The organism is Microbulbifer agarilyticus (assembly GCF_019800665.1).
Classification (GTDB): Bacteria; Pseudomonadota; Gammaproteobacteria; order Pseudomonadales; family Cellvibrionaceae; genus Microbulbifer; species Microbulbifer agarilyticus_C.
Window position 1 is genome coordinate 808,098 of the sequence record NZ_JAHVKO010000001.1, and the last position, 18,009, is coordinate 826,106.

15 protein-coding genes are annotated in these 18,009 nt (G+C 57.4%); 11 read left to right on the forward strand and 4 right to left on the reverse strand.

Annotation, left to right across the window (positions count from 1 at the left end; all coding sequences use genetic code 11):
• The first annotated feature begins 1 nt into the window (after position 1).
• From KUV22_RS03350 to KUV22_RS03380, 7 genes are all read left to right on the forward strand, one after another.
• Complete coding sequence (locus tag KUV22_RS03350) at positions 2 to 2,554, forward strand: endonuclease/exonuclease/phosphatase family protein (RefSeq protein WP_222228360.1); 2,553 nt, start codon at positions 2 to 4, stop codon at positions 2,552 to 2,554.
• 195 nt (positions 2,555 to 2,749) lie between these two features.
• Positions 2,750 to 3,427, forward strand: coding sequence for a Bax inhibitor-1/YccA family protein (locus KUV22_RS03355; RefSeq protein WP_222228361.1), 678 nt, complete (start codon positions 2,750 to 2,752; stop codon positions 3,425 to 3,427).
• Positions 3,428 to 3,563: 136 nt separating this feature from the next.
• A complete protein-coding gene (tusD, locus tag KUV22_RS03360; RefSeq protein WP_222228362.1) occupies positions 3,564 to 3,956 on the forward strand; it encodes a sulfurtransferase complex subunit TusD in 393 nt (130 codons plus the stop codon).
• A 4-nt stretch (positions 3,957 to 3,960) separates the two neighbouring features.
• Positions 3,961 to 4,320 carry a sulfurtransferase complex subunit TusC gene (gene tusC, locus KUV22_RS03365; RefSeq protein ID WP_222228363.1) on the forward strand — a complete coding sequence of 120 codons (360 nt, stop codon included), beginning with the start codon at positions 3,961 to 3,963 and terminating at the stop codon, positions 4,318 to 4,320.
• A gap of 1 nt (position 4,321) precedes the next feature.
• Positions 4,322 to 4,603, forward strand: coding sequence for a sulfurtransferase complex subunit TusB (tusB, locus tag KUV22_RS03370; RefSeq protein ID WP_222228364.1), 282 nt, complete (start codon positions 4,322 to 4,324; stop codon positions 4,601 to 4,603).
• A 7-nt stretch (positions 4,604 to 4,610) separates the two neighbouring features.
• Entirely contained in the window at positions 4,611 to 4,946 is a 336-nt protein-coding gene (locus tag KUV22_RS03375; protein ID WP_222228365.1) for a TusE/DsrC/DsvC family sulfur relay protein, read from the forward strand.
• 140 nt (positions 4,947 to 5,086) lie between these two features.
• Positions 5,087 to 5,860, forward strand: a complete 774-nt coding sequence (locus KUV22_RS03380; RefSeq protein ID WP_224917201.1) for an OmpW/AlkL family protein — start codon at positions 5,087 to 5,089, stop codon at positions 5,858 to 5,860.
• 135 nt (positions 5,861 to 5,995) lie between these two features.
• On the opposite strand, the gene KUV22_RS03385 is transcribed toward KUV22_RS03380, so the two are convergent.
• Positions 5,996 to 6,406: a secondary thiamine-phosphate synthase enzyme YjbQ gene (locus KUV22_RS03385; RefSeq protein WP_222228368.1), complete on the reverse strand. Its 411-nt coding sequence runs from the start codon at positions 6,404 to 6,406 to the stop codon at positions 5,996 to 5,998.
• Positions 6,407 to 6,510: 104 nt separating this feature from the next.
• Here KUV22_RS03385 and trmA point away from each other — a divergent pair, with 104 nt between their 5' ends.
• On the forward strand, positions 6,511 to 7,614 hold the full coding sequence (gene trmA, locus KUV22_RS03390; protein WP_222228370.1) for a tRNA (uridine(54)-C5)-methyltransferase TrmA: 1,104 nt from the start codon (positions 6,511 to 6,513) through the stop codon (positions 7,612 to 7,614).
• 62 nt (positions 7,615 to 7,676) lie between these two features.
• On the opposite strand, the gene KUV22_RS03395 is transcribed toward trmA, so the two are convergent.
• Genes KUV22_RS03395 through KUV22_RS03405 form a run of 3 tightly spaced genes read right to left on the reverse strand, consistent with a single transcriptional unit; the run spans position 7,677 to position 10,504 of the window.
• On the reverse strand, positions 7,677 to 8,141 hold the full coding sequence (locus tag KUV22_RS03395) for a DUF2489 domain-containing protein (protein WP_222228372.1): 465 nt from the start codon (positions 8,139 to 8,141) through the stop codon (positions 7,677 to 7,679).
• On the reverse strand, positions 8,138 to 9,082 hold the full coding sequence (locus KUV22_RS03400) for an AEC family transporter (protein ID WP_222228374.1): 945 nt from the start codon (positions 9,080 to 9,082) through the stop codon (positions 8,138 to 8,140). The genes KUV22_RS03395 and KUV22_RS03400 overlap by 4 nt, the downstream gene beginning before the upstream one ends.
• 3 nt (positions 9,083 to 9,085) lie before the next feature.
• On the reverse strand, positions 9,086 to 10,504 hold the full coding sequence (locus KUV22_RS03405) for a DNA recombination protein RmuC (protein ID WP_222228376.1): 1,419 nt from the start codon (positions 10,502 to 10,504) through the stop codon (positions 9,086 to 9,088).
• A 106-nt stretch (positions 10,505 to 10,610) separates the two neighbouring features.
• Between KUV22_RS03405 and murI the strand changes: the two genes are divergently transcribed.
• The 3 genes from murI to KUV22_RS03420 all read left to right on the forward strand — a co-directional run bounded on the left by murI (position 10,611) and on the right by KUV22_RS03420 (position 17,765).
• Positions 10,611 to 11,462 (forward strand): glutamate racemase, encoded by an 852-nt coding sequence (gene murI, locus KUV22_RS03410; protein ID WP_222228377.1) that lies wholly within the window; start codon positions 10,611 to 10,613, stop codon positions 11,460 to 11,462.
• Positions 11,463 to 11,562: 100 nt separating this feature from the next.
• Positions 11,563 to 14,277: a PD-(D/E)XK nuclease family protein gene (locus tag KUV22_RS03415; RefSeq protein WP_222228379.1), complete on the forward strand. Its 2,715-nt coding sequence runs from the start codon at positions 11,563 to 11,565 to the stop codon at positions 14,275 to 14,277.
• A complete protein-coding gene (locus tag KUV22_RS03420) occupies positions 14,274 to 17,765 on the forward strand; it encodes a UvrD-helicase domain-containing protein (RefSeq protein WP_222228381.1) in 3,492 nt (1,163 codons plus the stop codon). The genes KUV22_RS03415 and KUV22_RS03420 overlap by 4 nt, the downstream gene beginning before the upstream one ends.
• Positions 17,766 to 18,009: the final 244 nt, after the last annotated feature.

Here is an 18,009-nt window from a genome sequence, read left to right on the forward strand (position 1 = left end):
CATGTTAACCCGTATCGCCACACGTCTCCGCAACTGGCGCCGCCGCGTCAGCCGCAGCGAGTGGCTGGCGCGCACGCTCAAACTGCAAATCAATGAGCGCGAACCGGAAGCCCCAGCGCTGGTACTCATTCAGATCGATGGACTGGCACGCCTGCAACTGGACCGCGCATTGGCCGAAGGCAAGATGCCCTTTCTGAGTAAGTTGATCAGAGAGGAGCACTACCACCTCGATAACATGTACTCGGGGGTCCCGGCGACGACACCGGCGGTGCAGGCGGAAATTTTTTACGGGGTAAAGTGTGCGGTGCCCGCCTTCGGGTTTATGTCCACGGATTCCCAGGAAATGCTGCGGATGTATGAGTCCAATGCAGCAACCAAGGTCGAAGGCAGCCTCACAGAAACCGGTAACGAACCGCTGCTACAGCACGGCAGTTGCTATGTCAGCGTATTTCGCGCCGGCGCCGAGCATGACGAGGCGCATTTCTGCCCAGCCTCGCAGGGCTGGGGGCCCTCACTCAAGGAAGCTGGCCCCAAAGCCCTGATCCTGATGCTGCTGGTCAACCTGTGGAGCCTTATCCGCACCGCGGGCCTGTTGTTTCTCGAATTCTGCTTATCGGTAGTGGATTTCTTTCGCGGGCTGACCAGTGGTCAGGACTTTTTGCGCGAGCTGATGTTTATACCCACGCGTATTGCCATCACCATCTTGATGCGCGAACTCTCAACCGTCGGTGTAAAGATCGATATCGCGCGCGGCCTGCCAGTTATTTATATCAACTTGCTGGGGTACGACGAGCAGGCACACCGACGCGGCCCCAGCTCGGCGTTCGCACATTGGACCCTGAAAGGTATTGATGATGCGATTGCGCGAATCTGGCGCGCAGCGCACCGCTCCTCCCGTCGTCACTATGACGTCTGGATTTACTCCGATCACGGCCAGGAAGACAGTACGCCTTATGAGACCCTGCATGGACGCAGCTTTGCCGATGCCGTGAGTGATGCCCTGTCGGAACTGCCGGAGAGTCCCAGCGGCTATCGCTCCAGTTCCAACCACGGCATACAGCTGCAACGCGTCCGCCTGTTTGGCGGCCAGTGGGTGCAAAAGCTGTTCCCGGTAAAAGTCACTGAAGATCAGCGCGACGGTGATGCACCTATGGCACTTTCCGCCATGGGGCCACTGGCCCTGCTCTACAACATCCACTGTACCCATACCCCACCCGCGGAAATCGCACGAATTATCATTGAGAAGACCGACGCGCCGATGATTCTTTATGAAGATAAAGAATCCACGGACACCGACGCCGAGGGTAAGCAGGTCACAAAGATTCGCGGCTGGTGGCGGCACGGCGCCTTTGCACTCCCAGAAGATGGGGAAAAAGTCCTTGGTGAGGACCACCCGTTCCTCGACGAAGCCATCGAAGATTTGGCAAACCTGTGCCGACACCCGGATGCCGGTGATTTTGTCGTCAGCGGCTATTGCGCGGGCCTGCCAAGTATCTCGTTTGCCATAGAGTCCGGCAGCCATGGCGGCGCCGGCCCTAACGAAACCCATGCATTTGCATTGATGCCGGGGGACATCCACTTCCCGGAGAACGGCCGCGGCCACTGGCGGCCCCGCGATATTCGCAACGCCGCCCTCGAATTCCTGCGCGCACAGCCTGCGCAAAACCTGAAGTCCCCACCAGCAGTGACCACTGCCGCGGAAGTGGATTCGCCCGAAAGAGATGATCCCCCCGTAACGCCAGCACAAGTTGCGCCAGCCGCACAGCCCGGCACGGACGCTCAGCCGTCCAAGCCGCAAACACTCCGGGTGATGACCTACAACGTGCATATCTGCAAGGGGATGGATGGAAAGCTCTCGCCAGAGCGCATTGCCCGGGTTATCGCGCGCTATTCGCCCGATATTGTCGCGCTGCAGGAAGTGGATGTACGCCGCAAGCGCACCGGAGATGTGGACCAAGCCCAGCAAATCGCCAAGCTGCTGGCGATGGATTTTCACTTTCAGCCGGCCATGCACCTGGAGGACGAGCGTTACGGAGATGCCATCATGACCCATCTTCCCGTGCGCCTGATTAAGAAAGGCATCCTCCCCGGACCGCCGGAAAACTCGCGGTTCCGCAATAGCGCCGAACCCCGCGGTGCTCTGTGGATGGAGATCGACTTCTACGGCACCCCGATCCAGATGTTCAACACGCACCTGGGGCTATCGAAAGGTGAACGACAGCGACAGGTGGATGCGCTACTCGGAGAAGACTGGTTGGGCAGTGCGGAGTGTCGGGATAAGCCCCGCATACTGGTCGGCGACTTCAACGCCCTTCCGGGAGCCGGCGAAATCAAGAAAGTGACCGAGGTACTGGACGACGCACAACTGAAAATGCCTGGCCACAAGCCGAAAGGCACCTTCTTCAGCCGTTTGCCCAAGGCACGCATTGACTATGTGTTTGTGGAGACAGGCCTTCACGTGAGTGATATCCACGTCCCACGCAGCGAATTGACCCGGCTGGCCTCCGATCACCTGCCCCTGATCGTCGACATCAAGGTACCCGGCAGTCATTGAAAATCGCGTCCAATGCCCCCATTACTTGGTTTATGCGGTCTGATTATGCCCCGCAACGCCATTTCCAAGAGCCTGGTATTGCGCGCTAATTTTCCTCAAGTTTCCCCATTTCGGCGAACCTCACGACTACTTGAAGGTCAAAAGCACTGGTTATATGATCGCAACAGATTATCTATTCAATAGCAGGAGACGCTAATGCAGCCCGAAGTCTATACACAGTCCCGAGCGGTAGATCGCTTGGAGTCCGCCAAAGTACTGCGCAACACCTACGCACTACTGGCTATGACTGTTCTATTCAGTGCAGTCACCGCAGGCGTTTCCATGGCAATCGGCATGGGTCGCGGCTTGGGCATCATCTGTTCACTGGGCGCACTGGCCCTGATCTGGCTGGTTCTGCCGCGCACCGCTAACTCCAGCGCCGGCGTGGGCGTTGTGTTTGCGTTCACCGGTCTGCTGGGCGCCTCTCTCGGCCCGATCCTTAACCATTACGTTGCCGCTGGCAGTGGCCAGGTAATCATGCAGGCGCTGGGTACCACCGCGCTGATCTTCTTCGCGCTGTCTGCCTACGTACTGACCACCCGTAAAGACTTCAGCTTTATGGGCGGCTTCCTGTTCGTTGGCCTGATTGCAGTACTGGTATGTGCCATCGGCATGATGATCGCGAGCTTCTTCGGCGTATATATGCCACTGGCGAGCGTAGCCCTGAGCGGCGTGATTGCCCTGCTGTTCTCCGGTTTCATCCTGTACGACACCAGCCGTATCGTGAACGGTGGTGAGACCAACTACATCATGGCGACCACTTCTCTGTACCTGAACATCCTGAACCTGTTCACCAGCCTGCTGCACATCTTCGGCTTCGCTTCCGACGACTAATCAGCACGTTGACCCGGTTCAACCCTCGGTTCAACAAATGCCCCGCTTAGCGGGGCATTTTTTTGCCGGTATGCCACCCTTTACCTAACCTCCAGCCGGAACACGGCCACCAGACTCACACCAGGTACACACGCCCATGCAATTTACCCTTGTGGTTTATGGCGCACCCCACAGCTCGGAAGGTGCCGCCACTGCGCTCCGTTTTGCACGGGCAACCCTTGCCGCGGGCCACAGTATCTACCGGGTGTTTTTCTACGCGGATGGCGTACATAACGGCAGCGCCCTCGCCGCGCCCCCGCAAGATGAGCAGGACTTGCTTGGCCATTGGCAGTCTCTGCAACAGGATCATGCGCTCGATCTCACCGTGTGTATCGCCGCGGCCCAGCGCCGTGGGCTGCTCAGTGAATCGGAAGCAAACCGCCTGGAGAAGCCCAGCGCTAACCTTGCCGCGGGGTTTAGCCTGGCTGGCCTTGGGCAGCTGGCAGAAGCGGCCGCTGTCAGCGACCGACTGATTAGCTTTGGAGGTTAAGGTAATGGCGAACTCTATCCTTGCCCTCTGCCGACACGCCCCCTACGGCAACACCCTCGCCCGTGAAGGTCTCGAGGCCATTCTGGCCTGTGCCGCCATGGACCAGATTCCCGCAGTCCTATTCACCGGTGACGGCGTATACCAGCTACTTGAACAAGCGCCTGAGGCGATTAACGAGAAGAGCCTGCGGCGGAATCTACAAGCCATGCCGATGTTTGGCATAGAGCACATCCATGTATGCGAGAAGAGTGCTGAAACGCGGGGGATTGCCACCGATGCACTACAGCTTGCCGGAGCGGAAATAGTATTGCTGGCCGACACCGGCGCCTTTATTCGCGATTTTGATCAGGTACTGAGCTTTTAACATGACCCTGCACATCGTCAATCAATCCCCGCTGGGGGGAAGCGCCCTCCACGATTGCTTAGCGTCCTTTGCCGAAGGTGATGCCCTGTTGCTGATTGAAGACGCCGTCTATGCAGCGAACGCGCCCACACATCACAAATTGCCTCAAGACAAGATCTACGCCTTGGCAGCCGACGCCCAGGCACGTGGCGTAACACTGGCCCAATCGGTAACAGCCATTGATGAAGCAGCGTGGGTAGATTTGTGCGTAGCGCACACACCCATTGTCAGCTGGTTCAGGTAAGTTAACCATGAACAATCTGGTAATTGCAGGGCGTGAGATCGCGCTCGATAAAGAAGGTTTTCTTCGCGACCTGAATGATTGGACCCCGGACGTGGCTACCGCGCTCGCAACACGAGAAAACATCGAACTCACTCAGGACCACTGGGACGTAATCGCGCTGCTGCGCGACTTCTATCAGGAGTTTGAGCTATCGCCGGCAATGCGACCACTGGTGAAATATGTTGGGCAACACTTGGGACCCGAAAAAGGCCGCAGCATCTTCCTGATGCAACTCTTCCCGCCGAGCCCGGCCAAAATTGGCAGCAAGATCGCAGGGCTCCCCAAACCCACCAATTGTTTGTGAGCGTAAACGCGTTTAACGCAAACGCATCTACGCAGATACGATTTTGGCACCTAAGTTGGTCGTGTTTCCCAAAAGTTAAAAAGTCCCGTATTACACTTTTTACTCAACAGGTATACAAGGAGTTACCTCAAGTGAAAAGGATGTTGAAATTTTTGCCTATCCTGGCGCCGTTAACTTTAGGGTTGAGTGGCGTCGCCTCGGCGGGGCCCCTCGGCCTGACTGGACCACAGGATTTTATTGTCCGTGTAGGCGGATACTATATTTCCCCGGGTGATGACACGGTTAGCTTCGTCGACGAAACGCTCCAGTTCTCCGACGCGTTCCGCGCTAACGTGGACCCTGGTTCCGAATGGGGTTGGTTAATCAATTTCGAATGGAAACCGCATGAGCATTGGGGTATCGAGCTCGCCTATATGGATGGCGACAGCCACTCAAGCAGCCATGCTGACAGCTATTTCACACTCGGCTTCGATGATGTGGAGTACCGCAATGTCACAAATTTTGATGCCGATATCAGTACCCTAAGCCTCAAGTACTACCCACTTGATGAGACGTGCCTGGTTCAGCCCTACATCGGTGGTGGCATTAGCTACACAGAGTTCGGTTCAACCCGCCTTAGCCGTGCCGTACGGCGGGACTTAGCCGACGTTGGTCTGCGTGGCAACTTCGGCTTAGGTTCCTCTTGGGGCTATACGTGGCAAGCAGGTATGGATTTCAACTTCGGGCGCGATAGTGCCTGGCTGGTAAACGTTGCCGCGGTGTATACGCGAGCCGACACCGAAATGCGACTGCGGGTTTTCGATGACGTACCGCCACCCCCGGACCTAGAACCGATTTTTGAGTCCTATTCCGGGGACTACATCTATGATCCATGGATGTTCAATTTGTCAGTGGGCTATAAATTTTCCTTCTGACACCGCTAGTTCGGCAGATTGAATTGGGCGCTTCGGCGCCCTTTCTTTTGCATGCGCAATACAGTGCGCCATGGACTCGCCCAGTGCTAGAGATCCCGCCTGCACTGAAAGCTGTACCGAATCAAACGCTACCACTTAAGCCAGATGCAAAATCACTCGACGTGCGCCCGCATGGTAGCGGTGTTCCCATAGATAGATGCCCTGCCAGGTACCCAGTGCCAGGCGTCCATCGATCACCGGTATGCTCAGGCTGGATGCCGTTAATGCGGCCTTGATATGCGCAGGCATATCATCCGGCCCCTCAAGGGTGTGCGTGTAAAGCGGGTCATTTTCCGGAACCAACCGGTTCAGCCAGTTTTCCAGGTCAACTCGGGCGCTCGGGTCAGCATTTTCCTGAATCAATAAACTGGCTGAGGTGTGCTGTATAAACAGGGTGCACAAACCGTCGCCACCATTGGAATGACTGGATAGCCAGCCCTCTACCTGGCGGGTGAACTCGTGCAGCCCCTGCCCCCGCACTACAATCTCTAGCTGTCCTGTTGCCATAAATATTCCTTTCCGACACCCATCTCACATCGACTGGGGGTTTCCGTTATAATCCGCGCCCCAAAATTGGACACACTCAAAACTGCAATTGTACGGCTGATCCCATGGCACTTCACCGCGTAAATACCGACGAATACCAGCAGCAACTGGACCAGAAAGTGGCCCGGCTGCGGGAGGCCTATACGCCCTTTACCGATCTGGCACCGGAAGTCTTTCCTTCCCCGCCCAGCCACTACCGCCTGCGCGCGGAATTCAAGATGTGGCAAGACGGCGGACGCGTGGATTACGCAATGTACAAACAGGGTGAATACAAAAAGCCGTTCGTGATCCAGGAGTTTACCGTTGGTTCGCGCAGGATCAACGAGCTGATGCCGCCGCTGCTTGATGCCATCAATGCGAGCGAGATGCTGCGCAAACGCCTGTTCTGTACGGAATTCCTGACAACATTGAGCGGTGATGCGCTGATCACCCTGATTTACCACAAACCTCTGGGGGAAGAATGGGAATCAGAGGCGCGCGCCCTGCAGGACCAGCTGGGAGTGCCCATTTTGGGACGCTCGCGCAAACAGAAACTGGTGCTCGAGCGCGACTACGTGATTGAAAAGCTGGATATCGACGGACGCGAATACCAGTACAAGCAGGTTGAAGGTAGTTTCACACAACCCAATGGTGAGATTTGCCGTTCGATGATCAGCTGGGCAAAAAGCTGTTGCCCGCAAACAAGCGAAGACAAAGCCAGTGGCGATTTGCTGGAGCTCTACTGTGGTAATGGTAATTTCACCATTCCACTGGCAGCGCACTTCCGCAAGGTACTGGCGACTGAAATCTCCAAGGTATCGGTGAACGCGGCACAGGAAAACATCGCTGCCAACGGCGTGGATAACCTGGCGATACTGCGCTTATCCAGCGAGGAATTTACCCAGGCGATCGACAAGGTGCGCCCTTTCCGACGCCTGAAGGACTTCGACCTGGACAGTTACGATTTTTCCACTGTACTAGTGGATCCACCCCGTGCCGGCCTGGACCAAGACACCTGCGCGATGATTGCCCGCTTTCCAAGAATTCTATACATCTCCTGCAACCCGGAGACGCAGCTGGAAAACCTGGCGGAACTTACCAAAACCCACCGTATCGAGCGATTTGCGATCTTTGATCAGTTCCCGTACACCGATCATACAGAATCTGGTGTATTACTCGTACGCAAGTAAGTAGCACGACGCTCGCTAGCTGGGGGCACGCCGACCGTGTCAGGCCGCCCCCAATTACGCCGTTAAAAATTCCTACCGAGGATTCGCTTGGCCGCGTCCAGAGCGAAATCGCCCAACTCTTGCTCGACTTTGAACATTTCCTTTTCGTAGGCAAAACGTTCTTTCGGTGAGAGCTTTTTCCATTCAGCAAGGATGGGAATGTGATTGGTCTTATCCGAAATTTGGTAGAAGGCAACAAACTCTTCCTTTACCGACCCATCCACCTGTAAAGAATCCAGCAGTACGCGGATACGGATCGAAGCCTCAGTCAGACCCACGCCATCTTCCAACAGCGTCTTGGCAATAATCTGAATACTGTTGTTTACCCGCTCACGCTGCGCCTCAGCCGCCGCTTCAAGCTCAGCCAATTGCTGTGCCTGACGTTTGCGCGCTGCACGCAGCTCAAGAACGTAGTAAGTGGCTATCGCGGAGAGCACGAGAATAATCAGCCCGGCAATTACCAGAATCCACACGGGTACTTCAGTCATGGGAGGTTTACCTTCAACAGTGCCAGTCCGAGACTGGCGGTAACAATAGAAAAGAGTGTGCTGATCGCGACAATGTTAGCGGCCAACTGGCTGTTGCCACCCAGTGCGCGCGCCATAATAAAGGAAGCCGAGGCCGTTGGCGCGGCTGCCAGCAGAAACAGAATCGCCATGGATTGTCCGTCCAGCTGGAACATCCAGCCGATGGCAACAAGTACCACCGGGACCACGAGCAACTTGAATGCGCTGGCGACCACGGCGCCAAAGGAGCTGCGGCGCAACATGCTCAAGTCCAGGGATGCGCCAATACAAAGCAGCGCCAACGGCAGGGTTACCGAAGCGAGATACTCTCCGGTCTGTACCACCATTTGAGGCAGCTTCAGCCCTACGGCTTTTGCAACCAGCGCCGAAACGATGGCCACAATCAGCGGGTTGCGCGCAACATCGATGGCCAGCTTCCGCCAACTAAACTTCGCCTTTTGCGAATAGACCGCGAACAGGGCAACCGCCGCGATATTGTAAAAAATCGTAATCACCGCCATCAGCAACGCGGCCTGCGCCAGGCCCGACGGGCCGTAGGCATTAACCGCCCATGCCAGCCCAATAATCCCGAGGTTTCCGCGAAATGCCCCCTGGATAAACGCACTGCGGTCCCCATAAGCCAGTGGCCGGGCGCACAACCAGGCCAGTGGCACCGTCAACACAGTACCCAGCAAACCAGCAAGGAGCAGAGGCCACTCGTCCGTTGGAGCGGCATCGGAACCGAAAATATTGAAAAACAACAGCGCCGGCAGCGTGATCAGAAACACCAACCGCGATGCATCATCGACGAACGAGTTACTGAGCAACTTCGCGCGCGCGAGCCCATAGCCCACCAACAGGGTGAGGAAAATGGGTGCGGTAACAGAAAGCGCAAACGAGAAGGTGTCGGCTACAGCGTCCAAGGCTTATTCCACTTCCTCGGCAGTACTTTCCGCAGTAGTAGTTTCCGCGGCAGTCTTCTCCGCATCTAACGCGGGCAATTTGTGGCTGTCCTCCGCCTGCTCACGCAAGTCGGCGGCAATCTGCTTGCGGGTCTTCGCCCCCAGTTTGCGCAGACTGTCGATACGCTTCACCGCATTGCCGCGGCCGGTAGCGAGTCGCTTATAGGTTTCCTGATACGCTTCATCCGCCTGGCGGATACGGCTACCCAGGTTATCCAGCGACTCCAGCACCAGTGCAAACTGGTCGTGCAGCTTGCCCGCCTCGTCGGCAATCTTTTCCGCGTTTTTGTTTTGCTTTTCGTAGCGCCAGATATTCTCAACCGTGCGCAGGGTCGCCATCAACGTCGTCGGGCTCACCAGTACGATCTGGCGCTCGTAGGCGAAACGGAACATTTCCGGGTCCGCCTGCATCGCGAGCATATAGGCGGCCTCAATCGGCACAAAAATAAATACAAAATCGAGGGTGCGCACACCCTCCAGCTGCTCGTAGGCCTTTTTATTCAAGCCGGTGATATGCGCACGCAGTGAGTTCACATGCTGCTTGAGCGCCTGCGTACGCTCTTCGTCGGTCTCTGCCGAGGCGTAGCGTTCGTAATCCACCAGCGAGACCTTGGAATCAATGATCAGGTCCTTGTTTTCTGGCAGACGCACGATCACGTCCGGCTGGCGACGGCGTCCATCGGCGGTAAAGCTAACCTGCGTTTCGTACTCACGCCCTTTCTGCAGGCCAGACTCTTCCAGCAAGCGCTCAAGCACCACCTCACCCCAGTTACCCTGAATCTTGCGGTCGCCTTTCAGCGCCGAAGTCAGGTTCAGGGCCTCGTCACTAATACGCTGGGTTTGTTCGCGCAGCGCCTTGATCTGGCCCAGCAGACTATTGCGCTCGGCATTTTCCCTGTCGTATACGTGTTCTACGCGCTTGCGGAAGTCGCCCAGCTGGCGTTCCAGCGGATCGAGGCTCTTGCGCAGGCTATCTTCGCTGCGGCGCTGGAAGGCCTGCTGTTTCTCTTCAAAAATCCGGTTAGCGAGGTTTTCGAACTGCTGGGTCATGCTCGCGCGCGTCTGTTCCAGCTGCTGCTTCTGCTCGGCGAGCGCAGCTTCGCCCTTCTCCACCAGGACCTGATGCCGCACCAGCTGCTGAGACTTGTCAGAAAGCGCCTCACGCAGCTGCTGGATCTCCACCTGTTGCTGGGTATCACGCTCTTGCACCACCTGTACCTGGGCCTGCTGCACCTGCTGCTCGGCTTGTAGTGACTGGAGCTGACTGATCAGACGCGCCCTACCGGCCCTGCCACCCCAGAATGCGAGAAGCATCAGCGCCAGAATCAGGCCCGTCGCCAGCAGTGACTGCTCCAGGGATATTTGCAGGGGAAACCAGGTCATAAAAATCACTTAAACTTATTAGGTAGTGTTATCGAATGTGCTACACAGGGCGTCGGCTGAGGTATCCTTGCCGGCCAGAGGTACTTAACGGGAGACAGGTTGTCGCATGCCAATAGAAAGCGGCCAACAATCCAGCCGCCATTCTAACAAGGCCCCCAGCGCATTGATATTCGATTCCGGGGTCGGCGCCATCAGTATTGCGCGGGAGATCCGCCGGCAAATGCCCGGTCTCACCCTGCATTTCGGTATCGATAACGGTTTCTACCCCTACGGCACCAAGCCCGAAGATACGCTGGGACCGCGTATCGTCGACATTGCCAGCCGCATGGTAGCCGCCTGTGATGCAGATTTACTGGTCGTCGGCTGCAACACCGCCAGTACCCTGGCCCTTCCCGAGCTGCGGCAAACCTTGCGGCAACCGGTTGTGGGTGTGGTACCTGCGATCAAGCCCGCGGCCGCGGGCAGCCGCACGGGCACCATTGCCCTGATTGCCACCGAAGGTACCGTAAACCGCCGTTACACCCGCGAGCTGATTGATCAGTTCGCCAACAGCAGCCGCGTGATCAACGTGCCGGCACCAGAGCTCGTGGCGCTGGCGGAAGCGAAACTCCGCGGCGAGACCATTGCCGCAGCAGATCTGGCTCCAGTGATTGAAAGGCTGTTTAGTGGGCCACACGGGGAAACCCTCGATACGGCGGTATTGGCCTGCACCCATTTTCCGCTGTTGCGTGACGAACTCAGCGCGGCTTCTCCACGACCACTCACCTGGTTAGACTCCGGTGATGCCATTGCCCGCCGGGTGCGCTGGTGGTTGGACGAACTCAACCTCACACTGCCGAGCGAACCACACAGCAGCCAACTACTCACCAGCAGTGAGCATCAATCTGAGCAGATTCTGCAGGCGTTCGGCGAGTTCGGGCCGACGTATCAGCACCAGGCGATTGCGGTTAGACTGTAGCCCTGTGAAGCCTCGGCTTCTCTGCGCAACACCTGACCATTTCCAGCGTGTACTGCGCCCAATAAAACAGCAATAAACACCCTATTCAGCGTCACACTATATGCTGCAACCTGCATTTCCTTTCCGGCAGATTCTCGACGAACTACCGGTGGGCGGCCTCTTACTCACCCCGACCAACCGCCTGCGCAATCGCTGCTTGCAGGTATTCGGCGCATTCCAGCCGGCCAGCACCAAAAACTGGGCTCCGCCCGCAGTAGAGTCGCTGCAGGGCTGGCTCGACAAACTCTGGTTTGAACTACAGCAAAAGCAATGGCCCCCGGCCATGCAACGGGTACTTAACCGTGAGCAATGCCAGCTGTTATGGCAAGCCTGTATCGATAGCACGCTGGATAAAGGCTTAATCAACACCCAACAGTTGGCAGGCCACTGCGACGGGGCTTTGGCGCAATTGTTTCAGTGGTGTCGAATCGAACAATTGGAAAACGCAGAAGATGTGTTGAAGCCTCACTGGGAAAATACCGGTCTGCAGTCCGGCGACTACCCGCTATTCGAATTATTACCCGCATTCCAGCAAAAGCTTGCGCAGCACAACGCAATTACCCAGGACCAGCGCGACCTGCTCATATTGCAAGCCTTTGAAGAGGGGCAGCTGGCGCGGCTCCCGCAGCTTTCTCTGGCGGGCTTTGTGCAATCCTCGCCACTCAATGACAAGTTATTCGCCGCGGCGGCCGAAAAGATAATGCCGTTCGGGATCCCGGAAGCCGCTGCAAATAGCCTGAAAGTTAGCCGCTGCCATAACCTTGAAGAGGAGCTACAGCAGGCGGCGCGCTGGGCCGCCACGAAACTGGCGCAGAACCCGGACGCGAGCATTGGCATCGTGGTCAATAACCTTGGCCAGTGTCGCGCCCAGGTCGAACAGATCTTCGCGCGGGTACTGGAGCCCCAGTGGTTCTCCCCTACGCAACCCGCGTACACCCTGCCCTTCAACTTTTCCGCGGGCACGCCGCTGGCCAAGACACCAGTCGGTTCGGCATCGCTCGATTTGCTCGAAGCGCTTGTGGACTCGTTTGATTACAGCACCCTGCGCAATCTGCTGTTCAGCCCTTTCTGGGGAGAAGCAGGAGCGCCAGAACAGCATTTGCGCAGCGCCCTGATGCGGCGACTGCAAAAGCTGGAATTGCGCGAGATTCCCGGAAACGTACTGCGTTCCTGGGCGGAAAAGCTCGCCGAAGAGCTTGCCCCCGAAAGCCCGCTTCCCGGGCAACTGAACCAGCTGGGCGACTGGGCCCGACGCTGGCAACGCGCCCCAGCGGAAGTCTGGGCACAGCGCTTTTCTGAACTGCTGCTGAAGCTCGGCTGGCCCGGCGCACGCAATCCCAACAGTCAGGAATACCAGCAGCTGGTGCTGTGGGAACAAGCACTGGAAAGCTTTGCCAATCTCAGCGAATTCACCGGCGCGCTGCCACTGCGAAAGGCGCTGCAGTTGTTGCGACAGATAGCCAGCCGCAGTCCGTTCCAGGCCGAAACCCGCGACGGGCCACTGCAAATTCTCGGGGTACTGGAAGCCGGCGGCCTCGCTTTCGAGCATATACGTCTGGTGGGGTTTGGCCAGCAACAGTGGCCGGCACCGCCATCGCCCAACCCGATGCTGCCCATCCTCTGGCAAAAAGAGTGGAAAATGCCGCGCGCGAGTGCCGAGCGTGAATTGGAGCTTGCGCAACAGCTTACCCAGGACTTGCTAAATAGCAGCAGTGACGTGGTGGTTAGTTATGCCTGTGAGGAAGATGGCGTAGGCCAATCTCTCAGCGCACTATTTGGCAGCCCTGCCCCCGCAGATTGGCTCGATAGCGACCCGCTGCAGGCCTTCTACGAAACGCTAGAGAAAGCCACTGCACTGGAGAAGATCTCCGACGAAGCACTCCCCCCGCTCTCCGCTGATGAATGCGCACAGGTACGCGGCGGCGCAGGTGTATTAAAAGCCCAGGCCCTGTGCCCCCTCAACGCGCAACTTCGTTACCGCCTGGGTGCCGACAGTTTTATGCAGCCAGGCCTCGGCCTGAGCCCCGCCGAGCGCGGCAATCTGATTCATGAAATGCTCGCCGCTTTCTTCGAGAACTGTAAAACGTCTCGCCAGCTTGTCGAAATGACACCAGAGCAGCGCAAACTACAGATCAACACCAGTATTGACACCGCCATCGGGCGACTTAAGCGAAAACATCCGGAGTTGCCGCAGGCATTCTGGTCGCTGGAAAAAAGTCGTCTGGGAGACATCTTCGAACAGTGGCTGCCGCTGGAACTGGCGCGCCCACAATTTGAGGCCGCGCAAATTGAGTCACAAACAACCGTGAATCTCGAGGGCTTGACCCTGACATTACGTCTGGACCGGCTGGACAACCTCACCTCTGCAGATCAGGAAGAACAGCTGGTAATCGACTACAAAACTGGTCAAACCAGTGTCAGCGACTGGCTGCAAGCACGCGTGCGCGAGCCGCAATTACCACTCTATGCCTTGTTCCTGCCAAACGTAAAAGGCATTGCCTACGGCGCGGTAAAAAATGGCGATTGCAAATACCTTGGCACTGGTGAACTTACCCATTCCATCAAAGGCGTAAAAGCGGTTGGCGACAGCCAGAAGAACCCCGAAGTGGAATTCGGCAACTGGGATCAGTTGACCCAGCACTGGGCACAAGCACTGGCAACGCTCGCCTCGGAGTACAAAACCGGGTATGCCGCACTCCGCTTCGACCGCCCCGCGGACAACGAAAACCAAAAGAATTTGTGGCCGCTGAACCGCTGGCCGGAACGCCAATCATGACCAGTACAACACCAGTAGATGCCAGACAGCGTGAACAAGCCCTCGACATCACGCAAAGCTATGCGGTTTCGGCCCCCGCCGGCTCCGGAAAAACCGGCCTGCTGACACAGCGCCTGCTCAAATTGCTCGCAGCCTGCAAACAGCCAGAAGAAGTACTGGCGATTACCTTTACCCGCAAAGCGGCGGGTGAAATGCGCGAGCGCCTGCTCGATGCCTTACTAGACGCGCGGGACAATCCGGAGCCGGACAATCCCCACGCAAAAATTACCTGGCAGCTGGCAAAGAATTTGTTGGCCCACGACCAGACACATCAATGGCATCTACTCGAGAGCCCTCAGCGCCTGCGTATCCAGACCATCGATGGACTATGCCGAAATATCGCCAGCCAATTACCCGTCGACAGTGGACTGGGCGCACCGGGTGAACCCCTGGAGCAGCCCGCAATCGCCTATGAGAAGGCCATTGCCAATCTTTTGCCGAAGCTGGAGCAAGAGCCTCTGGATCAGGATCTTGGTGAACTGCTGCTGCACCTCGACAACAATCTGCCGGAAGTTACCGGGTTGCTGCAGACCCTGCTGGAAAAGCGGGAACAGTGGCTTGAACCACTGCTCGCGGTCCACCAGGAACAGGCGGAGGACTATTTTACCTTCGTAATCAACGAACTGATTGAAGGGCAGCTTGCCGCACTGAAAGCGGGTTTGGGAACACGCCTCGGTGAACTGATTGAACTCGCGGACTACGCGGGTACTAATCTCAGCAAAGACAAGCCCGAGCATCCGATAAGCCAGCTTGCGGGTATCGCAGGCGTGCCGAGCTGTGACGCGGAAGGTCTGCAGCAATGGCTGGCGCTCGCTGAGCTGCTGGTTACCGGTACCGGCACCTATCGCAAGTCGGTCACCAAAACCATTGGCTTTCCCGCCGCCGATAAGAAGTCTCCGAATGCGGAGAAAGCCAAAGAGCAAAAGGCGCGGATTACTGCCCTGCTCGCTTCCTTGGCCGACGATGAGACGCTACTTCAACAGATCGCCGAAGTGCGCACTCTTCCCGGCGGTATGGACGACGGCCAGTGGCAGATTCTGCGCTCGATGGCCCGCATCCTGCCGCTGTTAGTGGCAGAGTTAAAACTGGTATTCCAGCAGATCGGCGGCACCGACTTTACCGAGGTCGCGCAGGCGGCACTGGCGGCACTGGGCAGCAGTGATGATCCCAGTGAAGTCGCGCTCAAGCTGGACGTGCAGATTCAGCACATATTGGTAGATGAATTCCAGGACACGTCCCAATTACAACTGGAATTGCTGCAAAAGCTCACCGCCGGCTGGGAGCCTCAAGACGGGCGCAGCCTGTTTATCGTGGGCGACGGCATGCAATCCTGCTACGGCTTCCGCAATGCCAACGTGGGTATCTTTCTGGACGCGCGCAACGAAGGTATCGGCGAGCTGCCGCTGGTACCACTGAATCTGCAGGTGAATTTCCGCTCCAGTACCGCTGTGGTGGACTGGGTTAATAGCACCTTCGCGCGCGCCTTCCCCAGCAAAGACAATATCAGCCGTGGCGCCGTGCGTTATTTGGAATCCGTCGCGTTCAAGCCGCGCTCCTGGGAAGGTGAACCCGTCACCTTTTATGGCTGCATAGACGATAACGAACGTTTGCTGGAAGCGGAGAAAACGCTGCAGATCGTGCAGGACCTACAGGTACAATCGCCGTCGGCAAGCATCGCCATTCTGGTGCGAAATAAAAAACACCTGCAACAGATCTTGCCGGAACTCACCCGTGCGGGCATTCCTTACCAGGCCCAGGATCTCTCGCCCTTGGCCAGTAAAATGGTGGTGCTGGACTTGCTCAGCCTGACACGCGCCTTGCAAGATCCTTCTGACCGCATCAGCTGGCTATCGGTACTGCGTGCCCCCTGGTGCGGCCTAACCCTGCCCGACCTGCATGCGCTGGCCAACGCCACTGCAAAAACCGACATTCTCGCCGACGACGCAAAGTCACGGGATCCGCGTGACCCGAAAAACGCGCCCCTCCTAAACACCCTGCACAGTGGCCAGACAGTGGCAGGGTTAAGCGAGGACGGCGCGCAGCGCTTGCAGCGAAGCCTACCGGTCATCCTGGAAGCTTGGCAGCAACGTGGCCGCAAGCCTCTGCGGGTTTGGATCGAAGGCCTGTGGCTCGCTCTCGGCGGACCTGCGAGTGTCGCAGACAAGCAGGAACTGAGTAACGCCGCTGACTTTTTCCAGCTCTTGGAAAAATACGACCAGGGCGGCGGAATCGGCGATTGGCCCGCATTCGAACAAGCCCTGGAAAAGTTGTTCGCGCGCCCCGCACAACAGGCCAACGTGCAGGTGATGACGATCCACAAGTCCAAGGGTCTGGAATTTGACCATGTAATCATTCCCGGCCTGGATAAGTCCGGCGGTGCCGGCGGCAGCGACCAGCTTTTGCGCTGGTGCAGCTGGCTAAATGCCGAGGCAGATAACCGTTTTCTGCTCGCGCCCAAAAGCCCGCGCAGCGGCAAAGACCCGCTTTACGCCTACGTCAAACACGACAACAGCGAGCGCGAGCGACTCGAAGGCACGCGACTACTTTACGTTGGCTGCACCCGTGCGATCCACAGCCTGTATCTACTGGCCAACGTAAAGTCTTCCGACAAGAAAAATGAGGACTACAAGGCGCCCACGCCCGCATCACTGCTTGCCAGTCTCTGGCCCACGCTCAGCGAGCAGGACGGCAGTAATTGGTGTCATTGGCTTGAGAGCCCGGAGCCGGTAGCCGATGCCGACGCAACCGATCACAGCTATCTGCTGCAGTTGCCTCTGGGCTGGCAGCCCAGTGCTTACCCGCATGGAAACCTGCTGGCCCGTTACCGGGTGGCAAGCACACAAGCCACACCCGGAGAGGATGCGCAGGACGCGGAGGAAGAACGCAACTTGCCCGAGCTTGGGCAGGTACATCAGCGCTGGTTCCGCCACGCAGGTACCGTTGCCCATGAAACCCTGGCGACACTCACCGAAGCACCGCAACGCTTGCAACGCCCCGCGCCTGAACTGATTAGCGAGTTGCGACCGCTGTGGCAATTGCGGCTCTCGGAGGCTGGCTTAAGCGGACGCAACCTCGAAAACGCGGCCGAAAAAGTTGAACAGGCGATCGCCCGCACACTCAATTGTGAGACCGGCCGCTGGTTACTCGACGCAAATCATCGAGAATCTGCCGCAGAGCTGGAGATTCACACCGGCGGTGGCCAGCTGCGCCGCAATATCATTGATCGTACTTTTATCGATGCCGAAGGCAGCCGCTGGATCGTCGATTACAAGACCGCAGAACCGAGTGCCGGCGAAGCGCCGTCAGACTTTATTGCCGCGCAACTGGAGCAATACCGCTATCAGCTGGATCGCTACCGACGCCTGTTCTACCAGCGCGGCGAAACATCCATACGCTGTGCGCTGTACTTCCCTCTGCTGCAAACACTGGCGGAACTACCACCGGAGTAAGGCTAAAAGCTCAGCCTGGAACCGGCCCTGAATGGGGCCGGACCGACGACCATTCCCGTCCTGGCGCCCGCGCACGCACCATCCTACCCAAATACTGGCAGCCACACGACTGAGCAAACTCATCCCCTGCAGCGCACCAAGACTAGATAAATTTTGCGCACACATTAGAAACTCGTGACAGCTAAAACTGTTTCAAATGAAACCCTAGCCCTACCACCAGTCACTAGGTAGCATTACTGCCCCG

Bases quoted from the DNA above. Each gene is read 5' to 3' on its own strand.
- murI (WP_222228377.1), top strand. From the start codon at position 10,611: ATGCCAATAGAAAGCGGCCAACAATCCAGCCGCCATTCTAACAAGGCC.
- KUV22_RS03375 (WP_222228365.1), top strand. From the start codon at position 4,611: ATGAACAATCTGGTAATTGCAGGGCGTGAGATCGCGCTCGATAAAGAA.
- KUV22_RS03420 (WP_222228381.1), top strand. From the start codon at position 14,274: ATGACCAGTACAACACCAGTAGATGCCAGACAGCGTGAACAAGCCCTC.
- KUV22_RS03385 (WP_222228368.1), bottom strand. From the start codon at position 6,406: ATGGCAACAGGACAGCTAGAGATTGTAGTGCGGGGGCAGGGGCTGCAC.
- tusC (WP_222228363.1), top strand. From the start codon at position 3,961: ATGGCGAACTCTATCCTTGCCCTCTGCCGACACGCCCCCTACGGCAAC.
- KUV22_RS03405 (WP_222228376.1), bottom strand. From the start codon at position 10,504: ATGACCTGGTTTCCCCTGCAAATATCCCTGGAGCAGTCACTGCTGGCG.
- tusD (WP_222228362.1), top strand. From the start codon at position 3,564: ATGCAATTTACCCTTGTGGTTTATGGCGCACCCCACAGCTCGGAAGGT.
- trmA (WP_222228370.1), top strand. From the start codon at position 6,511: ATGGCACTTCACCGCGTAAATACCGACGAATACCAGCAGCAACTGGAC.
- KUV22_RS03395 (WP_222228372.1), bottom strand. From the start codon at position 8,141: ATGACTGAAGTACCCGTGTGGATTCTGGTAATTGCCGGGCTGATTATT.
- KUV22_RS03350 (WP_222228360.1), top strand. From the start codon at position 2: ATGTTAACCCGTATCGCCACACGTCTCCGCAACTGGCGCCGCCGCGTC.
- KUV22_RS03415 (WP_222228379.1), top strand. From the start codon at position 11,563: ATGCTGCAACCTGCATTTCCTTTCCGGCAGATTCTCGACGAACTACCG.
- KUV22_RS03380 (WP_224917201.1), top strand. From the start codon at position 5,087: ATGTTGAAATTTTTGCCTATCCTGGCGCCGTTAACTTTAGGGTTGAGT.
- KUV22_RS03355 (WP_222228361.1), top strand. From the start codon at position 2,750: ATGCAGCCCGAAGTCTATACACAGTCCCGAGCGGTAGATCGCTTGGAG.
- tusB (WP_222228364.1), top strand. From the start codon at position 4,322: ATGACCCTGCACATCGTCAATCAATCCCCGCTGGGGGGAAGCGCCCTC.